Here is a 19,810-nt window from a genome sequence, read left to right on the forward strand (position 1 = left end):
CATATTAATGCTGGTTAGCCAGCTTGTGTTCCAGGTAGTGGATGTTGACTCCACCTTTGCAGAAGCCTTCATCACGGACCAGGTCGCGGTGCAGCGGGATGTTGGTCTTGATCCCGTCGACAACGATTTCGTCCAGCGCATTGCGCATGCGCGCCATGGCTTCGTCACGGGTTGCGCCGTAGGTGATCAGCTTGCCGATCAACGAATCGTAGTTCGGCGGAACGGCATAGCCACTGTACAGGTGCGAATCGACGCGAACGCCGTTGCCGCCCGGAGCGTGGAAATGCTTGACCGTGCCTGGGCTTGGCATGAAGGTTTTCGGGTCTTCGGCGTTGATCCGGCATTCAAGTGCGTGACCGCGGATGACAACGTCTTCCTGGGTGTACGACAGCTTGTTGCCAGCGGCGATGCTGAGCATCTCCTTGACGATGTCGATGCCGGTGACCATTTCCGAAACCGGGTGCTCAACCTGAACGCGGGTGTTCATTTCGATGAAATAGAACGCGCCGTTCTCGTACAGGAACTCGAAAGTACCCGCGCCACGGTAGTTGATGTCGATGCAGGCCTTGACGCAGCGTGCGAGGACTTCAGCCCGTGCCTTCTCGTCGATGCCCGGTGCCGGCGCTTCTTCGAGAACTTTCTGGTGACGACGTTGCAGCGAGCAATCGCGGTCGCCCAGATGGATCGCATGACCCTGGCCATCGGAAAGCACCTGAACTTCCACGTGACGTGGGTTGGTCAGGAATTTTTCCAGATAGACCATCGGGTTGCCGAACGCCGCGCCAGCTTCGGAGCGGGTCAGTTTGGCCGAGGAGATCAGGTCTTCTTCTTTATGCACAACGCGCATGCCGCGACCACCACCGCCGCCAGCGGCTTTGATGATCACCGGGTAACCGACTTCGCGACCGATGCGCAGGGCGGTTTCTTCGTCTTCCGGCAGCGGGCCGTCAGAACCCGGAACGGTTGGAACACCGGCCGCGATCATGGCGTGCTTGGCCGAAACCTTGTCGCCCATCAGGCGAATGGTGTCGGCTTTCGGGCCGATGAAGGCGAAACCGGAGTTCTCGACCTGTTCGGCGAAATCGGCGTTTTCCGCGAGGAAACCGTAGCCTGGGTGAATGGCGGTAGCGCCGGTCACTTCAGCGGCGGCGATGATCGCAGGGATGTGCAGGTAAGACTTTGCAGCCGATGCCGGACCGATGCAGACGGATTCGTCCGCCAGACCCAGGTGCATCAGCTCTTTGTCAGCCGTGGAATAAACGGCGACGGTCTTGATGCCCATCTCTTTGCAGGCACGCAGGATCCGCAGGGCGATCTCACCGCGGTTGGCGATCAGAACTTTTTCCAACTTCGCAGTCATCAAAGTCTCTCCGCGGTTCAAACGATGGTGAACAGCGGTTGGTCGTACTCAACCGGCTGGCCGTCTTCGACGAGGATGGATTCGATCACACCGCTGGTTTCAGCTTCGATGTGGTTCATCATCTTCATGGCTTCAACGATGCACAGGGTGTCGCCTTTCTTCACGGTCTGGCCGACTTCAACGAAGGATGGCGAGGACGGGGAAGATTTGCGATAGAACGTGCCGACCATCGGCGAACGGGCAACGGTGCCGTTCAGCACGGGGGCGGCCGGAGCAGCAGGGGCCGCGGCAGCAACTGGAGCAGCAACAGGCGCAGGCGCCGGAGCGTGCATCGGAGCCGGAGCGTAGTACTGCTGAGCCGGGGTCTTGCTGTGACGGCTGATGCGTACAGACTCTTCGCCTTCCTTGATCTCGAGCTCGTCGATGCCGGACTCTTCCAGCAATTCGATCAGTTTCTTAACTTTACGGATATCCATGAATCATCAACTCCCAAGGGTCGGTCAGGGGCGTTCAACGCTTGTTGTTCAAGCTGTTGCCTGTTTTTCAAGCTGCTCTAGTGCGGCCTCCAGGGCCAGTCGATAACCGCTGGCGCCAAGGCCGCAGATCACTCCCACCGCTACGTCGGAGAAGTAAGAGTGATGGCGGAAAGGTTCGCGTTTGTGCACGTTAGACAAATGCACTTCGATGAATGGGATGCTCACCGCCAGCAGCGCGTCACGTAATGCGACACTTGTATGTGTAAAAGCTGCTGGATTAATCAGAATGAAGTCCACACCTTCGCCGCGTGCGGCGTGGATGCGGTCGATCAATTCGTACTCGGCGTTGCTTTGCAGGTGCAGCAAATGATGGCCGGCTTCACGGGCACGGCGTTCCAGGTCCTGGTTGATCTGCGCCAGTGTCGTAGCGCCATAGGTGCCCGGTTCGCGGGTGCCGAGCAAGTTCAGGTTGGGTCCGTGCAGAACCAGTAGCGTCGCCATCGGCTGTTCCTTGTTATCTGTGTGCAATTGTCAGAACCCGGCGACTATGCCGCAAAGCCTTTGTGACTGTCCAGTTCTATGCAATAGCCAGCACGATGGCCGATGTTTGCGCGAAATATGTGACCGGGTGATTAAATCCGGTCATTTGCTTTCGCAACACGTTCGGCGAAGTCTGCTGCATTGATCTCGCCAATCACCCGCACATCAGCACGTTCGACGCCGTCCTTGCCGAAAAACATCAGCGCCGGTGGGCCGAACAGTTTGTAGCGGTCCAGCAGGGTGCGTTGTTCGGCGTTGCTGGCGGTGATGTCGAAGCGGATCAGCCGATAACCCTTGAGCTGTTCGACGACTTTCGCGTCGTTGAGCACTTCGTGTTCTATCACTTTGCAGCTGATGCACCAGTCGGCGTACCAGTCCAGCAGCAGCGGGGTGTTGGATGATTTGGCGTCGGCGAGTACGCGGTCCAGGTCGGCCGGGGTGCTGACGGTTTGCCAGGCAGCGGTGTTTTGCGGCGGATGGTCGGTGGCGACGACGGCGGTTCTGCCAAGCGGGTTCAGCAGGTCGCTCTGACCGCTGAAAGCGCCGTACCAGCAGGCCATCGCATAAAACAGCAGGAACAGGCCGAGCAATTGGCCCAGACGTTTTCTCGGCGGTTTGTAAACAAACTCCAGCGCGCCGAGAAACAGGCCGACGCCCCCCCACAGCAGACCGACCAGCAACAACGTCACCTGGCCTGGCAGCACGCGGCTCAGCAGCCCGATCGCCAGCCCGAGCAGCAGCACACCAATGGCGTTTTTGACATAGACCAGCCAAGGGCCGCTTTTCGGCAGCCAGGCTGCGCCGCCGGTGGCCACCAGCAACAGTGGCGTGCCCATGCCCAGGCCGAGCAAGAACAGTTTCAACCCGCCGCCCACGGCATCGCCACTGGCGCTGATGTACAGCAATGCCCCGGCCAGCGGTGCCGAAACGCAAGGTGAAACCAACAGGCTGGAAACCACGCCAAGCACCGCTGCGCCCCACAGCGAACCACCTTCGGTACGCCCGGCGATGTGATGCAGTCGATGGCTGATGGCGTTGGGCAGCTTGAGTTCGAACACGCCAAACATCGCCAATGCAAACACCGCAAAAAACGTTGCGAACGGGACCAATACCCAAGCCGATTGCAGACGTGCCTGAAGATTGAGCTGTGCGCCGAACATCCCCATCAACGCGCCGAGCAGGGCGAAGCACGCCGCCATCGACAGCACGTAAGCCAGGGACAGGTTCAAGCCACGCAAGCCGCCGACCTGGCCGCGTAACACGACGCCGGAGAGAATCGGCAACATCGGCAGCACGCACGGGGTAAATGTCAGGCCGATCCCGGCGAGGAAGAACAGCGCCAGTTCGCGCCAACTCCAGTTCGCCGTAGTGGCGGCGACCTTGTCGGCGACAACGGCGCCATTGCCGTCAATGCTCAACCGTTCGGTTTCGGGGGGATAGCACAGGCCTTTGTCGGCGCAGCCTTGATACGTGACCGCGAGGGTGAACGCACGTTGATCGGTGCGCGGCAATTCCACGTCGAGAATCCCGTGGTACACCTCGACATCGCCGAAGTACTCATCGTGCTTCTTTTCACCGTCGGGCAGTTGCGCCGGGCCCAGTGCGACATCGGCCGGATCGGCGCGAAACTGGAAGCGGTGACGGTAGAGGTAGTAGCCCTCGGTGGCGACAAAGCGCAGCTTGATCGATTGCGGCGTGCTGTCTACCAGGCTCAGTTGAAAGGCTTCGCGCACCGGCAGGAAGTCGGCGCTGTTGTTGATCGAGCCCAATGTCGAACTGGGCCGACTGTCCAGCAACCCGGTGGCCGAGGCCGGCAGGGCGAGCACTAAAAGCAACAGGCAGAGCAAACGGCGCATGACGATCTCGCGTATCGGAGGTGGGGGCATGATAGCTGAGTGCGCAAGGTATGCGTCTACACCGACCCCCGTAGGAGCTGCCGAAGGCTGCGATCTTTTGATCTTTGGCAATGTAGTCGCTGCCCAAAAACAAGATCAAAAGATCGCAGCCTTCGGCAGCTCCTACGGGGGATTGTGATGGGGGTGTCAGACGCGGAAGGCCTGGACGGCTGTGTGCAATCGCCCGCCCAGTACCAACAAATTCTCCCCTTGCTCGCGCCCTTGACCAATCCTCAGCAAGTTATCCCCACCCAACTGGTGAATCCGCTCGCTGTGATCGCGGATCTCACTGACCGCGCCGCTCTGTTGCGCCGTGACATCGGCAATGCGCACCGCCGTGTCGGCAATGGTCTGGATCGCCCCGACGATTTTATCCAGCGCCCCATCAGCGTCTTGTGCCTGATTGGCCGTGGCTTCGGCGTGTTCGACCTGGGCGCGCATGCCTTCCACCGATTGCCGCGCGGCGGTTTGCAGGCCGGCGATCAAGGTCTGAATCTCGGCCGTGGCCCCGGCGGTGCGTTGTGCCAGCGAGCGAACCTCTTCGGCGACCACCGCAAACCCGCGTCCCATCTCCCCGGCCCGGGCGGCTTCAATCGCCGCGTTCAGCGCCAGCAGATTGGTCTGGTCGGCAATCGAGCGAATCACGGTGAGCACACCGCCGATGGTCGCGGACTCCTCGGCCAGGTGTTCGATCATCTGCGCGTTACCTTGCACTTCGCCCACCAACGCATGCAGCCCGGTAAGGCTCAGGCCGATGACTTTCTGCCCATGCTCCACCGCCAGCCCGGCGTTGCGACTGGCATCGGCGGCCTGACTCGCGTCACCGGCCACTTGTTGAATGGTGGCTTCCAGTTCGCCCAGGGAATCGCGGATCAGCGCCGTGTCGCCGGCCTGATGTTCGGCGCCGCTGTGCAGGTCGTTACTCAGCTCGGCCAGGGTTCGGCTGCTGCCGGCGACCTGCTCGGCGTTGAGGCGAATGGTCCCGACCAAATCCACGAGATAGGCACGCAAGCGGTTGAGCGACGCTTGAATGTCATGCAATTCGCGATTGGTCTTGCCCAGTTGAATGTCCTGGCTGAAGTCGCCTTCGGCCCAGGTTGAAAGGGCCGGGGCCAGATTGGTCAGGGTTCGGGCCAGGCGTCGCTGAAGGGTATCGATCAGCAGCGCGATCAGCAGAATCAGGCCGATCATCAGCCCTTGCATCAACCGCACTTCGCCCTGGATCTGCCCGTGCTGGGCGCGCACCACCGGTTCCAGCCCGGCGATGGCCTGTTGCACGGCGGTGATTTTCAGGTGGGTGGCGGCACTCAGGTCGGCACGCTTTTGAATTTGCTCGCGGGTGCGTGCCAGTTCGGCCGGATAGCGGGTGAGCAGGCTGTTGAGTTCGCGCTTGAGGCCGACCCCGGCATCTTCGGCCACGGCTTTCTCGGTGTTCTCCAGGCCCATCATCGCGTTGAAGTCGTCGGTGCTCGACTCGGCGCTGGTCGTCACGCCGAGTAGCGGCAAGGCATCCAGTTGCGCGGCCTGGGCGCGAATGCTGGTGACTTCACGCTCAACATCGGCGGCCAATTCGCTGCGACCGCTGCTGACCAGTTTGTCCCGGGCCAGGGACAGTTTGCCCAAGTGCTGGGAGGCGGCGAGCAGCGGCGTCAGATAGGTCGTGTTGGTGCTGGCGTACTGGCTGAGCTGTTCGAGGCTGGCGCCCAACTCCCGTTCGGCCTGCAGCAACAGCGCTTGTGGATCACCCGCAAGTTTGCCGGCGGCCAGCAGGTCGGTCTTGCTGAACTCTTCCAGGCTCGACAGGCTCGGGCGCAAGGTCTCGGCCAGTGCCGGCGGCAGTTCGCCGAGTTCTTTTTGCAGGCCGTCGATGGCCTGGCTGGCACTGCTCAGGCGCAGGGCATCGCCGCTGGACAGATAGTCTTCAACGTTACGCGCCACTTCATTTTGAAATTGCTGGGATAAGCCGAGGTAGCGCTCCATCAACAGATAGGGCCGCTCCAGGGCTTTTTGCGACCACCACAACGTGGCGCCGAGGGCGACGCACACGGCGACCAGCAGGAGGGTGTTGAGGTTGGTCAGCAGCTTCAGGCGCATAACGGGTCTACCAACGGCAGAATGGTAAGCGCCTGAATTTATTGCGTTTGTGTTACAGCGTTATGACCGAGTCAGTGCTTTCCGATGAAAAAGTGGCACTTTGCTTTGATGCCCGCGCGGACTGCACGCGATTGCGTCCGGCATCCTTGGCGCGGTACAGCGCCTCGTCCGCCTGGCTGGCCATCATCAAGCTGTCCGAGTCCTCGCTCAGTTCAACCACGCCAGCGCTGAACGTGCACCAGAGATCTTGAGGCTGGGCCGGGTAGTGGATTTCAGCAAAGCGCTGGCGGATTCCGTCGAGCACTTTGTGGGCCGATTCGACATCGGTGTCGGGCATGACGATCGCAAATTCTTCGCCGCCGTAACGGCCAATGAAGTCGGTCTTGCGCAGGCGTTGCTTGAGGAGCAGCGCCAGGCTCTTGATCACGCGGTCGCCCATCGGGTGGCCGTGGCTGTCGTTGACCCGTTTGAAGTGGTCGATGTCGAGCATGGCAAAACTCAGCGGCTTGTTCTCGCGGCGGGCGCGGAACGAGCAGTCTTCGAGCAATTGCAGAATGTGGGTGTGGTTGTACAAACCGGTGAGGCTGTCGCGCACCATCCGCGCTTTCAGATTGCGCGCCCGGGCCGCGCGGTTGCGCACGGTGGTGATCAGGTGCCGAGGCTTGATCGGTTTGGTCAGGAAGTCATCGCCGCCCTCGCTCATGGCGTCGAGCTGCTTGTCCAGATCGTCTTCGGCGGACAGGTAAATGATCGGCACGCTGACATAACGGTCGTTGTGGCGGATCACTTTGGCCAGTTCCGTGCCGGTGCAGGCTGGCATGTACATGTCGAGGATGATCAGGTCGGGCTGGAAGTCGGCGAGTTCGGCCATGGCCTGGATCGGCTCGATCAGTGTGCGCGTGACAATCCCGGCGCTGTTGAGCAGGCGTTCGGTGTGCAAGGCCTGGGCGCGGGAGTCGTCGATGATCAGCACTTTGTACGGTTCGTACTGGGCGACGCAGGTCAGGACTTCAATCTTCTCCAGCAGGCTCGACGCTTCGAGGGTGCCGGTGAGAAATTCCTGGCCGCCGGCGCGCACAGCGGCGAGGCGGGTCGGGGTGTCGGTTTCGTGCAGGCTGAAAAACAGCAGCGGCAGCGGTTCATCGAGGCCGACCTGGGCTTCGGCGGCCAGTTTCAGGCCGATGCCGGGACCGCTGAAATCCACGTCCATGACAATCGCCGCCGGCAGGCGCTCGACCATCGAGGAACGGAACGCCGACACGCTGTCCAGGGACTGGGCGCTGAGCCCGAAGAATTCCAGTTGTTTGGCCAGCCGCTCGGCGCGATCGTGATCTTGCAACATCACGTAGATCGGCTTGCGCAGTGGCGGCAGGAACGTTTGGTCCAGTTGATCGCCGTGACGCAGGCCGGTGCGGGACAGACGCTGCATCAAACGGTTGAGGTCAGTGATCAGGCCGCTGCTCAGGCGTCCGCGATTGGCGTCCACGGCTTCCAGCGATTGACCGATGTGGCGCGCCAGTTGCGAGTGCTCCGGTTGTTCGAAACGCTCGGCAAAGCGCAGCAGGCGCAGGTTGGCCTCGCTGAGTTCGGACAAATCGGTGGTAGACCACTCGCTGCGTTGCAGGCGCTGCCATATCTCAAGAATCTGACGTGCCTGATGAATTACCCGCTGGGCAAAGTGGTGCTTGAGGCGCTCACGGCTGGGGTCTTCTGGCTCGGTCATATCCTGACTACTAGTTAGGGTGCATGCTGAGATCGACTGGTGGCTCTATGCTAGCACCTCTTTTCCGTCACATGAGTGTCGTACGTCAATAATCTGCAAAGCGACCTCATTCAGTTTCTGACCGACTGGTCGCATAGGCTCAAGACTGTGCTTCATTTATAGTGGCGCCTCGACGGATGCAATTGTATGGCTCGTTGTTTCCCGCAGGATTTAATGCGCGGCAAATGAGGCACGATGGCGTAGGGTTGTGGTCGAACCGATGAACTCAAGTGATTGAAAGGATATCGCCATGCTGGACTGGAAGAACCGCGCGGGCAGCGCACCTGAACGTGCCGCTGAACCGAAATCGGCCACCCGCAGCTATATCAGCGGCCTGTTGTTCAGCCGGGCGCTGGCCACTCTGGTTGCCATTTACCTGCTGGTGACCATCGGCCTGGGCTGGTACTGGAGTGAAGAACCCGCGCTGTTTCCGGTTCAGCAAAATGCCCAGGTGGCTGCTGAGCAACAAGGCAAGCAAATGGTCGTCGGCTACACCACGGTGGAAACCCTCAAGACCGTCGCCGGTACCCTGCTGACCAAACCGGGCGGCTACATTTCCAACGACCGTTTCCCGCCTGGCCTGTGGATGGACAACATGCCGAGCTGGGAATATGGCGTGCTGGTCCAGGTCCGCGACCTGACCCGCGCCCTGCGTAAAGACTTTGCCCGCTCGCAGTCGCAATCGGCCGAAGACTCGGACCTGGCCAAGGCCGAGCCGCGTTTCAACTTCGACAACAAGAGCTGGATCTTGCCGTCCAGTGAGTCGGAATATCAGGAAGGCATCAATTCCCTGAGCCGCTACCAAGCACGCCTGTCCGATCCTTCGCAGAAAAACGCACTGTTCTATGCCCGCGCCGACAACCTGAACAACTGGCTCGGCGATGTCGGGACCCGTCTGGGCTCGTTGTCGCAACGGCTGTCGGCCAGCGTTGGCCGGGTCAAGCTCAACACCTCGCTGAAAACCGAAGTCGTGGTGCCGGGCCAGGTGCCGCAGGTTGACGAAGAAATCGTCGAGACCCCGTGGATGCAGATCGACAACGTGTTCTACGAGGCACGCGGGCAGGCCTGGGCCTTGTCCCACCTGCTGCGCGCCATCGAAGTCGACTTTGCCGACGTACTGGCGAAGAAAAACGCCACGGTCAGCGTGCGTCAGATCATTCGTGAGCTGGAGGCTTCGCAAGAGCCGGTCTGGAGCCCGATGATCCTCAACGGCAGCGGCTTCGGGGTTTTGGCCAACCATTCGCTGGTCATGGCCAACTACATTTCCCGGGCCAACGCGGCCGTGATCGATTTGCGTCAATTGCTCAATCAGGGCTGAGTCATGGTCGATAGCGCGAAAGAAGCCGCCCACCGCGCGGCTTCGGATGCCGAGCAAATCGCCTGGGTCGACGAGCAGGACAACCTGCTCGGCGCCTTGGTGCGCAGCGATCTTCGCGAGCGCGGGCTGATCGGGCGCGGCACCTACATTATGTTGTTCAACTCCGCCGGCGAACTCTGCGTGCATCGCCGTACCCTGAGCAAGGCCATTTATCCCGGTTACTGGGACGTGGCGGCGGGGGGCATGGTGCAGGCCAGCGAGAGCTACGCCGAGTCGGCCGCCCGGGAGCTGGAAGAAGAGCTGGGAGTCAGCGGCGTCGAACTGACCGCCCATGATCATTTTTTCTTCGAGGACACCGGCAATCGACTGTGGTGTTCGGCGTTTTCGGCGGTGTGGGACGGCCCGTTGATCCTGCAGCCGGAAGAAGTGCTGGAAGCGCGCTTTATTCCGATCGATCAGGTGATGCTGGAAATCGAGCAAAAGCCTTACTGCCCGGACTCTTTGGCCGCGTTGAAGCGTTATCTGAAGGCTCAGCAAAGCAACGTCGCAAAGAAGGCATAAATTGGCGCCGATTGGCTCTTAGCAAGTCGGCTTTTTGCCGTTACACTGCGCGACCTTTTCAAACTGAACCGGCAATGCTTTTTGTAGGAGCTGCCGCAGGCTGCGATCTTTTGACTTTGCTTTTGCGTCGAAATCAAAAGATCGCAGCCTCGTTGCTCTCGACAGCTCCTACAGGCTGTTTTTCGGTTCAGTAGCGCTGCCCCTGCCTGAGTGGGGCTTCGCGGTCGATGGCTTCCCCCCAGGTTGCCGCGACCAGTCTTTGTCCTCCCAAGAGGATTGCCGGTGGCCAAAAAAGCCGCATCCTTCGCCGCCCTTGGTGGCCTGGTATTTTCCACCGACGCAGGTCGTCATTGCCCGGATTGCAGCAAACCGGTGGACGCCTGTATCTGCAAACAAACCGTGATCCCGGCCGGCGACGGCATTGCTCGCGTGCGTCGCGAAAGCAAGGGCCGTGGCGGCAAGACGGTGACCACCATCACCGGCGTGCCGCTGGCTGAAGACGCGCTCAAGGACCTGGCCACCACGTTGAAGAAACGTTGCGGCACCGGCGGGGCGTTGAAAGACGGCATCATCGAAATCCAGGGCGATCATGTCGAGCTACTCTTGGGCGAACTGATCAAGCTGGGTTTCAAGGCGAAGAAGTCCGGCGGCTAGCAGCTTCTGTGAAAACCACCCTCGGCTTGACCCGGTCCTGACAACAGGCCTGGCGTCGCCTACATGGTTTTCACAGAGCCTGTTCTGACTGGTTTCTAAACTCACTGCGGTCAGCGAGGTTTATCCCCTCGTTGACGAACCGTCATTTTCATTCTTTAGACTGCGCCGGCCTGAACCCAGGCGACGCTCTATGACTTCTTTATAGGGGACTTCAATGTCCGTAAGACGCACACGCAAAGACGATGGCAGCCAATGGACAGTTGCGGACAGCCGCAGTGTTTACGGGATTCGCCATTGGGGGGCCGGATATTTCGCGATCAATGACGCCGGTCGCGTCGAAGTTCGTCCGAACGGTCCGACCAGTTCGCCTATCGACCTGTTCGAGCAAGTCGACCAACTGCGCAAAAGCGGTTTGTCCTTGCCATTGCTGGTGCGGTTCCCCGATATCCTGCAAGACCGCGTGCGTCAGTTGACGGGCGCTTTCGATGCCAACATCGAACGCCTGGAATACCAGAGCAAGTACACCGCGCTGTACCCGATCAAGGTGAACCAGCAAGAAGCGGTGATCGAGAACATCATCGCCACCCAGGACGTCTCCATCGGCCTGGAAGCCGGTTCCAAGCCTGAGCTGCTGGCCGTGCTGGCCCTGGCGCCGAAGGGCGGCACCATCGTTTGCAACGGCTACAAGGACCGCGAGTTCATCCGTCTGGCGCTGATGGGCCAAAAACTCGGCCACAACGTGTTCATCGTGATCGAGAAAGAATCCGAAGTCGGCCTGGTGATCGAAGAAGCGGCGGCGCTGAAGGTCAAGCCTCAGGTCGGTTTGCGTGTGCGTCTGTCGTCCCTGGCCTCCTCCAAGTGGGCGGATACCGGTGGCGAGAAATCCAAGTTCGGTCTGTCGGCGGCGCAACTGCTGTCGGTGGTCGAGCGTTTCCGCGCGGCAGGCCTGGATCAAGGCATTCGCCTGCTGCACTTCCACATGGGCTCGCAGATCGCCAACCTGGCGGACTACCAGCACGGCTTCAAGGAAGCGATTCGTTACTACGGCGAACTGCGTAACCTCGGCCTGCCGGTGGACCACATCGACGTCGGCGGCGGCTTGGGCGTGGACTACGACGGTACGCACTCGCGTAACGCCAGTTCGATCAACTACGACATGGACGATTACGCCGGTGTCGTGGTCGGGATGCTCAAGGAATTCTGCGATGCGCAGAACCTGCCGCACCCGAACATCTTCTCCGAGAGCGGTCGTTCCCTGACCGCCCACCACGCCATGCTCGTGGTGCAGGTGACCGACGTCGAGAAACACAACGACGACGTGCCGAAGATCGACAACAAGGAAGAACTGCCGGAAACCGTGCAATGGCTGGTTGACCTGCTGGGCCCGACCGACATCGAGATGGTCACCGAGACCTACTGGCGCGCCACGCACTACATGAGCGACATCGCCACCCAGTACGCCGATGGCAAGCTGACCCTGGCGGAGAAAGCCCTGGCCGAGCAATGCTACTTCGCGGTCTGCCGTCGCCTGCACAACTCGTTGAAGGCGCGTCAGCGTTCCCACCGCCAGGTGCTCGACGAACTCAACGACAAGCTCGCCGACAAGTACATCTGCAACTTCTCGGTGTTCCAGAGCCTGCCGGATACCTGGGCCATCGGCCAGGTCCTGCCGATCCTGCCGCTGCACCGTCTCGACGAAGAGCCGATGCGCCGCGCGGTACTGCAAGACCTGACCTGCGACTCCGACGGCAAGATCAAGCAATACGTCGACGAGCAGAGCATCGAGACCAGCCTGCCGGTCCATGGTTTGAACGAAGGCGAAGACTACCTGCTGGGCATCTTCCTGGTGGGCGCCTACCAGGAAATCCTCGGCGACATGCACAACCTGTTCGGTGACACCGATTCGGTGAACATCTACCAGAACGCCGATGGCAGCGTGTACCACGCCGGTATCGAAACCCACGACACCATCGAAGACATGCTGCGTTACGTGCACTTGTCGCCGGAGGAGTTGATGACTCACTACCGCGACAAATGCGCCAGTGCGCGCATCACCGCCGCCGAGCGCACCCAGTTCCTCGACGCTTTGCGCCTGGGCCTGACCCGTTCGTCTTACCTGTCTTCTTGAGGTAAGGCACTGTTCCCATCGGGTTGTCTGAAAATGTTCCGCACGCTGCGGAAATTTCAGATGACCCGGTGCGGAATTTCTCTTTTTTCCAGCGAAAAAACTGACAACCAGCGCTTTTAAAGCGATCCGGTCTTCTTTTCGCGTAGGTCATTTCCTAAGTTGTACTTCGGCACTCTACTCGGCCATGTCTCTCAGCGAGAATCCTCGGCCGCCCCTCCTGTAGAGAATCGCCGATGTTCGATCCAGTCAACGAGCCGTCCTTTCGGCTGGATGTAGCGGGCCTGCCCGACGCCTTTGATGTCCTGGCCTTTACCGGTCGTGAAGCCATCAGCGAGCCGTTTGTGTTCGAGGTGGATTTGTTGATCGATGACCCCACCCTGGACCTTGCAAGCCTGCTCTATCGCGGGGCGTTCTTGCAGTTCGAAACCGAGGGAAACGGTGTCCACGGGCAACTGCTTGAATTGGTCCAGCGTGAGCATGGCGCCCTGTCCAGGCTGTGCCGTGTGCGCATGGGGCCGAAACTGGCGTGCCTGGCCCAACGCTTCAGCCAGCGTATGTTCTGCGCGCGCTCGGTGCCGCAGATCCTTGATCAGGTGCTCAAGGAACATGGCATTACCGGCAAGGCCCGGCGTTTCGAATTCGGTGGCGACTACCCGCCCCGGGAATTCTGTACGCAGTACCGTGAATCGGACCTGCAGTTTTTCCAGCGCCTGTGTGCCGAAGCGGGTCTTCACTACCATTTCGAACACCAGAGTCGTGGGCATTGCCTGGTCATCAGCGACGGCCCGGGGCCCTCGGACCGTGCCGAGACACTGGTTTTCCGGCGCGACAACCCGCCCGCGACCGTGTGCCGGTTTGAGGTGCAGGGCCGGGCGCAGGCGACGCCGGTCGCCGAGGGTCGCACCGACCTGACGACCTTGCGCAGTGGTCAATTGATGCCGCTGGCCGGTCACCCGATCAGTGACTGGAATCAACTGTGGCGCTTGACTCATATCGAGCACCAGGGTGGCCAGCACCCGGTTTTCCCCTACTCCAACACGATCCGCGCCATTCCATGGGAGGTGCCCTTTATGGCCAGCCAAAAGGTAGCGAAACCGAGAATGTCCAGCCTGCAACGGGCCTGGGTGGTGGATGTCGAGGCGGCTCACCCCGATCCCTCCCGACCGGTTGCCGTGCAGTTCGACTGGCTGTATCAGGGCGAAGGCGCGACGCCCGGCCACTGTTGGCTGCCTTGGGCGCCGGAGCTGAGGGACAGCGCCGTTGCGCAACTGAGGGAGGGCACCGAGGTGGTGGTCAGCTTTATCGAGGGCGATCCGGATCAACCGCTGATCACCGGGCTGCTTCAGACCCCGTTGTCCGTCAGTGAGGCGCAGCCCGCCAGCACGACCCCGGCGCCGGACGGCTTGCTGGCCTTGCTGCAATCCAGCGAGCCGTTGGTGTTGTTGTGCCTGCTGCCGGGGGGCGGGAGTTTCAGTCATTGCCGGCAAGCGGTCTGCACCTGTCGGGCGGCGACGCTGTTTGGCCAGAGCGGTGCGGCATGATTGCCGGTCAGACGCCTGAGCCGATCCCGCAATGGCTGTTGCTGGACGTGCCCGGCGCGCCTCGGGCGGCGACCTTGTTGCAGCAGCGATTCAGCGACGCTCGATGGTGGTGGTTGTTCGAAGGGACCGAGTGGCACGGGTTACGCGAACAGGGACCGGCGTTGGTCGAACTCAGCGACAGTCCGGCGCTGGTCGAGTTTTGCTACGCCGAACCGCACGCCTGGCAAGGTTTGCTGCTGTTCAGCGAGGCCGCGCCGGATCGGTTGCTGGCGCATTTGCGGCGCATGCTCACGGTCACGCTCGGCCTGCACCATCGGGCGCTGCTGAGTTATTACAACCCGCACTGCGCCAGCTATTTTTTCGACGCCTGCGATGCCGAAGCACTCAGCCGCTGGCTCGGACCGATCAGCCAGTTGCGCTGGTTCGGTGGGACGTGGGCCGACCGGGCGATTGGCTGTCAGGGCTGGCAGCAACTGCTCAACCCGGGACTGGCGGTCACCCCGTTGGCGTTCGAAGAAAGCCTCAGCCCCAGGCAGCGGGAAAAACTGCAAACCTGCCTGCTGGAACAACACATCTGGCATTGGAGCCGATCCACTGGCACTGATTACAACCGGCTGTGGTCCCATGTGCAGGAAGGCCTGGCATTGGGCTTCAGCGAGCGCCCGGTGCTGGATGGCTGGTTGTGGCTACGCTTGCAATACCCCGGCGCGTTGCCTGTCCAGCCTTTGGCCGGGCGGACCCAACAAGAACGGCTCGATAGACTGCGCAACCTGTGGCAGAGCGACCCACCCTGAACACGAGGTTTCACCGAGATGGCGAGCGCAATTCGCAGGTTGTTCAGTGTGTTGATCGGCGGTTTTTTACTCGCCGCAATGAGCGCGTGCTCACCACTGAAGATGCTCAACGCCCTGACCCCTGACGGCACTTTCGACAAAACCGAAGGCATTGCCTATGGCGACGATCCTCGGCAAAAACTCGATGTGTACGTGCCCCGGCACGCGGTGGAAAACGCCCCGGTGGTGGTGTTTTTTTATGGCGGTAGTTGGAACAGTGGCTCACGCAGCGATTACAGCTTTGTCGGCGAGGCGCTGGCGTCGCGGGGGATTGTCGCAGTGCTGGCGGACTATCGGCTGTATCCGCAGGTGCGTTATCCGCTGTTTCTGGAAGATGGGGCGAAAGCGGTGGCCTGGACCCATGAACACATTCGCCAGTTTTCCGGTGACCCCAAACGCCTGTACCTGATGGGCCACAGTTCCGGTGCCTACAACGTCGCGATGCTGGCGCTGGAGCCGCAGTTGCTGGGGGCGGTGGGGATGTCGCCAAGTGACCTGAGCGGCTGGATCGGCCTCGCCGGGCCGTACGATTTCCTGCCGATCAAGAATCCCGAGGTGCGCCCGGTGTTTTTCTGGCCGGACTCGCCGCCGCAATCCCAGCCGATCAATCACGTCAGTCGCGGCGCGCCCCCGGCGTTGTTGATGGCTTCAAAAGACGATGACCTGGTCAACCCGACCCGTAACACCGGCGGCCTGGCGAGCAAACTGCGGGCCGCCGGGGTGCCGGTTCAGGATCTGTATTACGCGCGCACCAGTCACGCCACGCTGGTGGCGACGTTGTCCCGCCCGATGCGTGGTTTGGCGCCGGTGCTGGATGAGGTGACGTCGTTCGTCAACGCCACGCCGACTCAGTGAGCGCGGCCGGCAAACCAGCCGTCGTTCTGGCGCAAGTGCCAGGCAATCGCACCGAGGGTCAGGCTGCGCAGCGCCATGAACAGCAGGAACGTTATCCACAACCCATGGTTGCCCAGCCCTTGCAGTGCCCAGGCCAGGGGCAGTAACAACACGACCGTCAGCAGCATGCCGTTGCGCATTTCCCGGGCGCGGGTGGCGCCGATGAACAGACCGTCGAGCAAGTAGCTGCCGACCGCAATCAACGGTAGGGCGGCGAGGTAGGGCAGGTAGATGAACGCAGTGTCGCGTACGCTCTGGATGTTGGTTTGCATCTCGATGAACAAGTGCCCGGCAAACAGAAACAGCGCGGCAAAGCCCAGGCTCGCCATCAACGACCAACCGGCGGCCACCACCAATGAACGGCGCAGCGCATCACGATCCCGCGCGCCGATGGCATGGCCGCACAAAGCTTCCACGGCGTGGGCCAGGCCATCGAGGGCGTGGGCGGTCAGCAGCAAGCCGTTGAGCAGCAGCGCATTGGCCGCGACCGTGGCATCGCCCAGCCGCGCGCCTTGCACGGTGATTAGGAAAAACACCGATTGCAGCGCCAGGCTGCGAATGAAGATATCGCGGTTGACCGCCAGCAACGGGCGCCAGCTCTGCCACAACGCCAACGCCGCCCAGGCGATATGACCGGGGTAGGCGCGCAGGGCTTTGCGGGTCATGAGCAGGCCGATCAGGGCACCGGTCCACTCGGCGATCACCGATGCCCGCGCCGCGCCGACCACGCCCCAGTCCAGACCGAGGACGAACCACAGGTTCAGCGCGATGTTGACCAGATTGGTGCCCAGCAAAATCGCCAGCGGCGCCCGGGCGTTCTGGGTGCCGAGGAACCAGCCCACCAGCGCATAACTGGCCAGCGCTGCGGGGAGGCCAAACAATCGGGTGTGGAAAAACTCCCGGGTCAGTTGGTCCAGTTCCGCCGACGGTTGCATGAAGTGCAGCGCCACGCCGCTCAACGGAATCCCCGCCGCCCCCAACACAATGGCCAGCCCCAGCGCCAGCAACAGCCCTTGCAACAGAATCTGCCGCAACGCCGCACCATCCCCGCGCCCGGCGGCCTGGGCGGCGAACCCGGTGGTGCCCATGCGCAGAAAACCCATGCCCCAGGCCAGAAAGGTGTACAGGCTGGCGCCGACCGCGACGGCGCCCAACTGATGGGCGTGGGGCAAGTGACCGATGACGGTGCTGTCGACCAGCGCCACCAGTGGTACGGAAATATTCGAGAGGATCATGGGCGCAGCGAGGGCCCAGACCTTGCGGTGGGTCGGGCGGTCGCGCCAGTCGGCAATCAGGTTGGACATGCGGGCTCCTTGGGGAGCGGGCATTGTAGCGATACATCTGAATGTGCAGCGATCCAATGTGGGAGGGGGCTTGCTTGCGAAGGCGGTGTGTCATTCAACATTGATGTCGCCTGACACACCGTTTTCGCGAGCAAGCCCGCTCCACAGGATGATTGCTGGTGTCAGTGGATGATCCAGCTCAGCAGCCATAGCCCCAGCAACAACCAGATGATCCCCATGATGATTGACGCATTCATGAACGCCCGGATCGCCGACCACAACAGCATCAGCCCGAGAATCAACGCGACGATGCTGATGATCGAGGTGTCCATGCCCAACGCCCGGGACAGCCCTTCGACAAAGTTGCCGCCGGCGTGGCTGAGGATATTAAACAGGCCGCTGAGGCCATCAACGATAAAGCGGATGACCGAGCCGAGTGCCTGGCCGAGCCATTCGAAAAAACTTTCTACCTGCATGTGGGCGTCCTGATGAAAGTGGTGGCAAGGTTGCCGCGCCTGACTTGGGCCATGGATCGCGGTGCCGAGTTCCCTGATGCCGGGATCGGGTGAGTATGGCGCAAAGTATCCGGTCTGTTGATGAACCCTGTAGGAGCGAAGCTTGCTCGCGAAGACGGCGTGTCAGTCGACATCAATATTGAATGTATCGCCGCCATCGCGAGCAAGCTTCGCTCCTACAGAAAAGCGCTGACGCTTGCCTTCATTGCCCATCCCCCCGAAGCTATACGCCTTCAGGAGAGCCCGATGAACCTTGTTGAACTGACCGAACGCCTGCACGCCATCCGTGACCGCAATGACTGGCGGCAATTCCACAGCCCGAAGAACCTGGCCATGGCCGCGAGCGTGGAAATGTCCGAGCTGGTGGAGATTTTCCAGTGGCTGACCGAAGACCAGTCGCGGCAACTGCCCGCAGACAAACTGGCCCACGCCGGGCAGGAAGTCGGTGACATCGTGCTCTATCTATTACTGCTGTGCAGCGAGTTGGGGTTGGACATGAACGAAGTGGTGCGCAGCAAACTCGCGGACAGCGAACGGCGGTTCAGCTGATGAGCGACCGTCATTTCGATCAGTTGGCGACCCGTTTCGCCGAAAAAATCTACGGTGGGGCCAAAGGCGCGATCCGTCTGGCGGTACTGCAAGCCGACCTGGCTGAAACCCTGCCGGACCGACCGCTGCGAGTCCTCGATATCGGCGCCGGTCTTGGTCATATGTCGTTGTGGCTCGCTCAGCGCGGGCATGACGTGACCCTCGCCGAACCGGCCGCGCCGATGCTCGACGGCGCCCGGCAGCGCTTCGCCGACGCCGGGCAGAGCGCGACGTTCATTCAAGCGCCGTGGCAGGACTTGCTCGGCCAGCTCACCGAACCCTACGACCTGGTGCTGTGCCACGCCGTGCTGGAATGGCTGGCCGAACCCCACGCCATCCTGCCGGTGCTGCATCAACTCACCACCAAGGACGGTTGGTTGTCCCTGGCCTTTTATAACCGCGACGCCTTGATCTACCGCAACCTGCTCAAGGGCCACTTCCGCAAGATGCGCAAGAACGACATGGCCGGCGAGAAGCAGAGCCTGACCCCGCAGCAGCCCCTTGATCCGAGAGAACTGGCGGCGCAACTTGAAGGGATGTGGCAGGTCGAAACCCAGAGTGGGGTCCGGGTTTTTCACGATTACATGCCGGTGGAATTCCAGGCCCGCGCCGAACTGGTGGATTTGCTCGAAATGGAATTGGCCCACCGTCGTCACCCAAGCTTTGCCGGGCTTGGGCGTTACTTGCACTGGATCTGCCGGCCGATCTGAGCGGAGAGTGAAATGAAAGCGCGTTCAGGGTTATTGCTGATGTGTCTGGGGTTGGCAGCCTGCCAGGGCAGCAACCCTTATGTGGCGACGTCCAACCCCTTGCCGCCGGCGCCGCCGCAAGCGGCAAACACCTTCGACCGCAGCGCCTACCCGGCGCCGCCTCGGGATTACGGGCGTTATCGCAGTTGGGCGTGGCTTAACGGGCGCCTGCCACCGGGCTCGGCCTGGGCGGATTCGGCGCAAGTGGCCGAGGCGGTGAGCAACGCCCTCGATCAACGGGGCTTGCGTCCACTGCATGACAATCGCCCGGCGGACCTGTTTGTCAGTGCGGACCTGCACCTGGAAACCCGCCTGCGCCAGGTTCAGGACGACGCCGGTTATTACGGCGGCGGTTATGGCGGCTACCACCGTTATGGCGGTGGCTACGGCATGTACGAGACCGTGCCGGTGGTTCGCACCTATCAGGAACAGGTTGTGGTGGTGCGCGTCGATCTGTTCGACGCCGTGACCGGTCAGCCGGTGTGGAGCGCCAGCGCTGAAACCGGCAATCAAGGCAATCAGAGCCAGCGCGCGGATGCGATACGGGAGGCTGTGGAAAAGGCCATGTCGGCGTATCCTCCCAGTTAGCTTCTTTGTAGATAAGAAGCATTACGCAGGT

General features: G+C 61.3%; 18 protein-coding genes. 10 read left to right on the forward strand and 8 right to left on the reverse strand.

The window, feature by feature from the left end:
• Window positions 1-4: 4 nt before the first annotated feature.
• The 6 genes from accC to gcbA form a co-directional block, all read right to left on the reverse strand.
• A complete protein-coding gene (gene accC / locus V5E99_RS22755; RefSeq protein WP_499804494.1) occupies window positions 5-1,360 on the reverse strand; it encodes an acetyl-CoA carboxylase biotin carboxylase subunit in 1,356 nt (451 codons plus the stop codon).
• Window positions 1,361-1,377: 17 nt separating this feature from the next.
• Window positions 1,378-1,836 carry an acetyl-CoA carboxylase biotin carboxyl carrier protein gene (accB, locus tag V5E99_RS22760; protein WP_499804495.1) on the reverse strand — a complete coding sequence of 153 codons (459 nt, stop codon included), beginning with the start codon at window positions 1,834-1,836 and terminating at the stop codon, window positions 1,378-1,380.
• Window positions 1,837-1,884: 48 nt separating this feature from the next.
• On the reverse strand, window positions 1,885-2,337 hold the full coding sequence (gene aroQ / locus V5E99_RS22765) for a type II 3-dehydroquinate dehydratase (RefSeq protein WP_499804496.1): 453 nt from the start codon (window positions 2,335-2,337) through the stop codon (window positions 1,885-1,887).
• Between the two features lie 131 nt (window positions 2,338-2,468).
• Window positions 2,469-4,232, reverse strand: coding sequence for a protein-disulfide reductase DsbD (locus V5E99_RS22770; RefSeq protein WP_499804497.1), 1,764 nt, complete (start codon window positions 4,230-4,232; stop codon window positions 2,469-2,471).
• Window positions 4,233-4,418: 186 nt separating this feature from the next.
• Window positions 4,419-6,365 (reverse strand): methyl-accepting chemotaxis protein, encoded by a 1,947-nt coding sequence (locus V5E99_RS22775; protein ID WP_499804498.1) that lies wholly within the window; start codon window positions 6,363-6,365, stop codon window positions 4,419-4,421.
• Between the two features lie 52 nt (window positions 6,366-6,417).
• Window positions 6,418-8,088: a diguanylate cyclase GcbA gene (gene gcbA, locus V5E99_RS22780; protein ID WP_499804499.1), complete on the reverse strand. Its 1,671-nt coding sequence runs from the start codon at window positions 8,086-8,088 to the stop codon at window positions 6,418-6,420.
• Between the two features lie 289 nt (window positions 8,089-8,377).
• Between gcbA and V5E99_RS22785 the strand changes: the two genes are divergently transcribed.
• From V5E99_RS22785 to V5E99_RS22815, 7 genes are all read left to right on the forward strand, one after another.
• Entirely contained in the window at window positions 8,378-9,445 is a 1,068-nt protein-coding gene (locus V5E99_RS22785) for a DUF2333 family protein (protein WP_499804500.1), read from the forward strand.
• A 3-nt stretch (window positions 9,446-9,448) separates the two neighbouring features.
• The gene (locus V5E99_RS22790; RefSeq protein ID WP_499804501.1) at window positions 9,449-10,006 is read left to right on the forward strand and encodes an NUDIX hydrolase; all 558 of its coding nucleotides are present in this window, start codon (window positions 9,449-9,451) and stop codon (window positions 10,004-10,006) included.
• A gap of 282 nt (window positions 10,007-10,288) precedes the next feature.
• Window positions 10,289-10,660 carry a translation initiation factor Sui1 gene (locus V5E99_RS22795; protein WP_008031278.1) on the forward strand — a complete coding sequence of 124 codons (372 nt, stop codon included), beginning with the start codon at window positions 10,289-10,291 and terminating at the stop codon, window positions 10,658-10,660.
• Between the two features lie 214 nt (window positions 10,661-10,874).
• On the forward strand, window positions 10,875-12,788 hold the full coding sequence (gene speA / locus V5E99_RS22800; RefSeq protein ID WP_499804502.1) for an arginine decarboxylase: 1,914 nt from the start codon (window positions 10,875-10,877) through the stop codon (window positions 12,786-12,788).
• Window positions 12,789-13,021: 233 nt separating this feature from the next.
• A complete protein-coding gene (locus V5E99_RS22805) occupies window positions 13,022-14,329 on the forward strand; it encodes a contractile injection system protein, VgrG/Pvc8 family (protein WP_499804503.1) in 1,308 nt (435 codons plus the stop codon).
• The gene (locus tag V5E99_RS22810) at window positions 14,326-15,123 is read left to right on the forward strand and encodes a DUF4123 domain-containing protein (RefSeq protein ID WP_499804504.1); all 798 of its coding nucleotides are present in this window, start codon (window positions 14,326-14,328) and stop codon (window positions 15,121-15,123) included. The genes V5E99_RS22805 and V5E99_RS22810 overlap by 4 nt, the downstream gene beginning before the upstream one ends.
• Window positions 15,124-15,141: 18 nt before the next feature.
• On the forward strand, window positions 15,142-16,017 hold the full coding sequence (locus tag V5E99_RS22815) for an alpha/beta hydrolase (protein WP_499804505.1): 876 nt from the start codon (window positions 15,142-15,144) through the stop codon (window positions 16,015-16,017).
• Here V5E99_RS22815 and V5E99_RS22820 read toward each other — a convergent pair.
• Both V5E99_RS22820 and V5E99_RS22825 read right to left on the reverse strand, forming a co-directional pair.
• Window positions 16,011-17,360 (reverse strand): MATE family efflux transporter, encoded by a 1,350-nt coding sequence (locus V5E99_RS22820; protein WP_499804506.1) that lies wholly within the window; start codon window positions 17,358-17,360, stop codon window positions 16,011-16,013. The two genes, V5E99_RS22815 and V5E99_RS22820, sit on opposite strands and share 7 nt — an antisense overlap.
• A 161-nt stretch (window positions 17,361-17,521) precedes the next feature.
• The gene (locus V5E99_RS22825; protein WP_499804507.1) at window positions 17,522-17,815 is read right to left on the reverse strand and encodes a hypothetical protein; all 294 of its coding nucleotides are present in this window, start codon (window positions 17,813-17,815) and stop codon (window positions 17,522-17,524) included.
• A 285-nt stretch (window positions 17,816-18,100) separates the two neighbouring features.
• Between V5E99_RS22825 and V5E99_RS22830 the strand changes: the two genes are divergently transcribed.
• From V5E99_RS22830 to V5E99_RS22840, 3 genes are read left to right on the forward strand one after another with little or no spacing between them, the layout of a single operon-like run.
• Entirely contained in the window at window positions 18,101-18,403 is a 303-nt protein-coding gene (locus V5E99_RS22830; protein WP_007951009.1) for a MazG-like family protein, read from the forward strand.
• Window positions 18,403-19,152, forward strand: a complete 750-nt coding sequence (locus V5E99_RS22835; protein ID WP_499804508.1) for a methyltransferase — start codon at window positions 18,403-18,405, stop codon at window positions 19,150-19,152. Before V5E99_RS22830 ends, V5E99_RS22835 begins: the two co-directional genes overlap by 1 nt.
• A 12-nt stretch (window positions 19,153-19,164) precedes the next feature.
• Window positions 19,165-19,779, forward strand: coding sequence for a DUF4136 domain-containing protein (locus tag V5E99_RS22840; protein WP_499804509.1), 615 nt, complete (start codon window positions 19,165-19,167; stop codon window positions 19,777-19,779).
• The last annotated feature ends 31 nt before the right edge of the window (window positions 19,780-19,810 follow it).

Origin of the sequence: Janthinobacterium sp. LPB2021202312-11-4, assembly GCF_037049705.1 — a bacterium.
In the GTDB taxonomy this organism is placed as follows: domain Bacteria; phylum Pseudomonadota; class Gammaproteobacteria; order Pseudomonadales; family Pseudomonadaceae; genus Aquipseudomonas.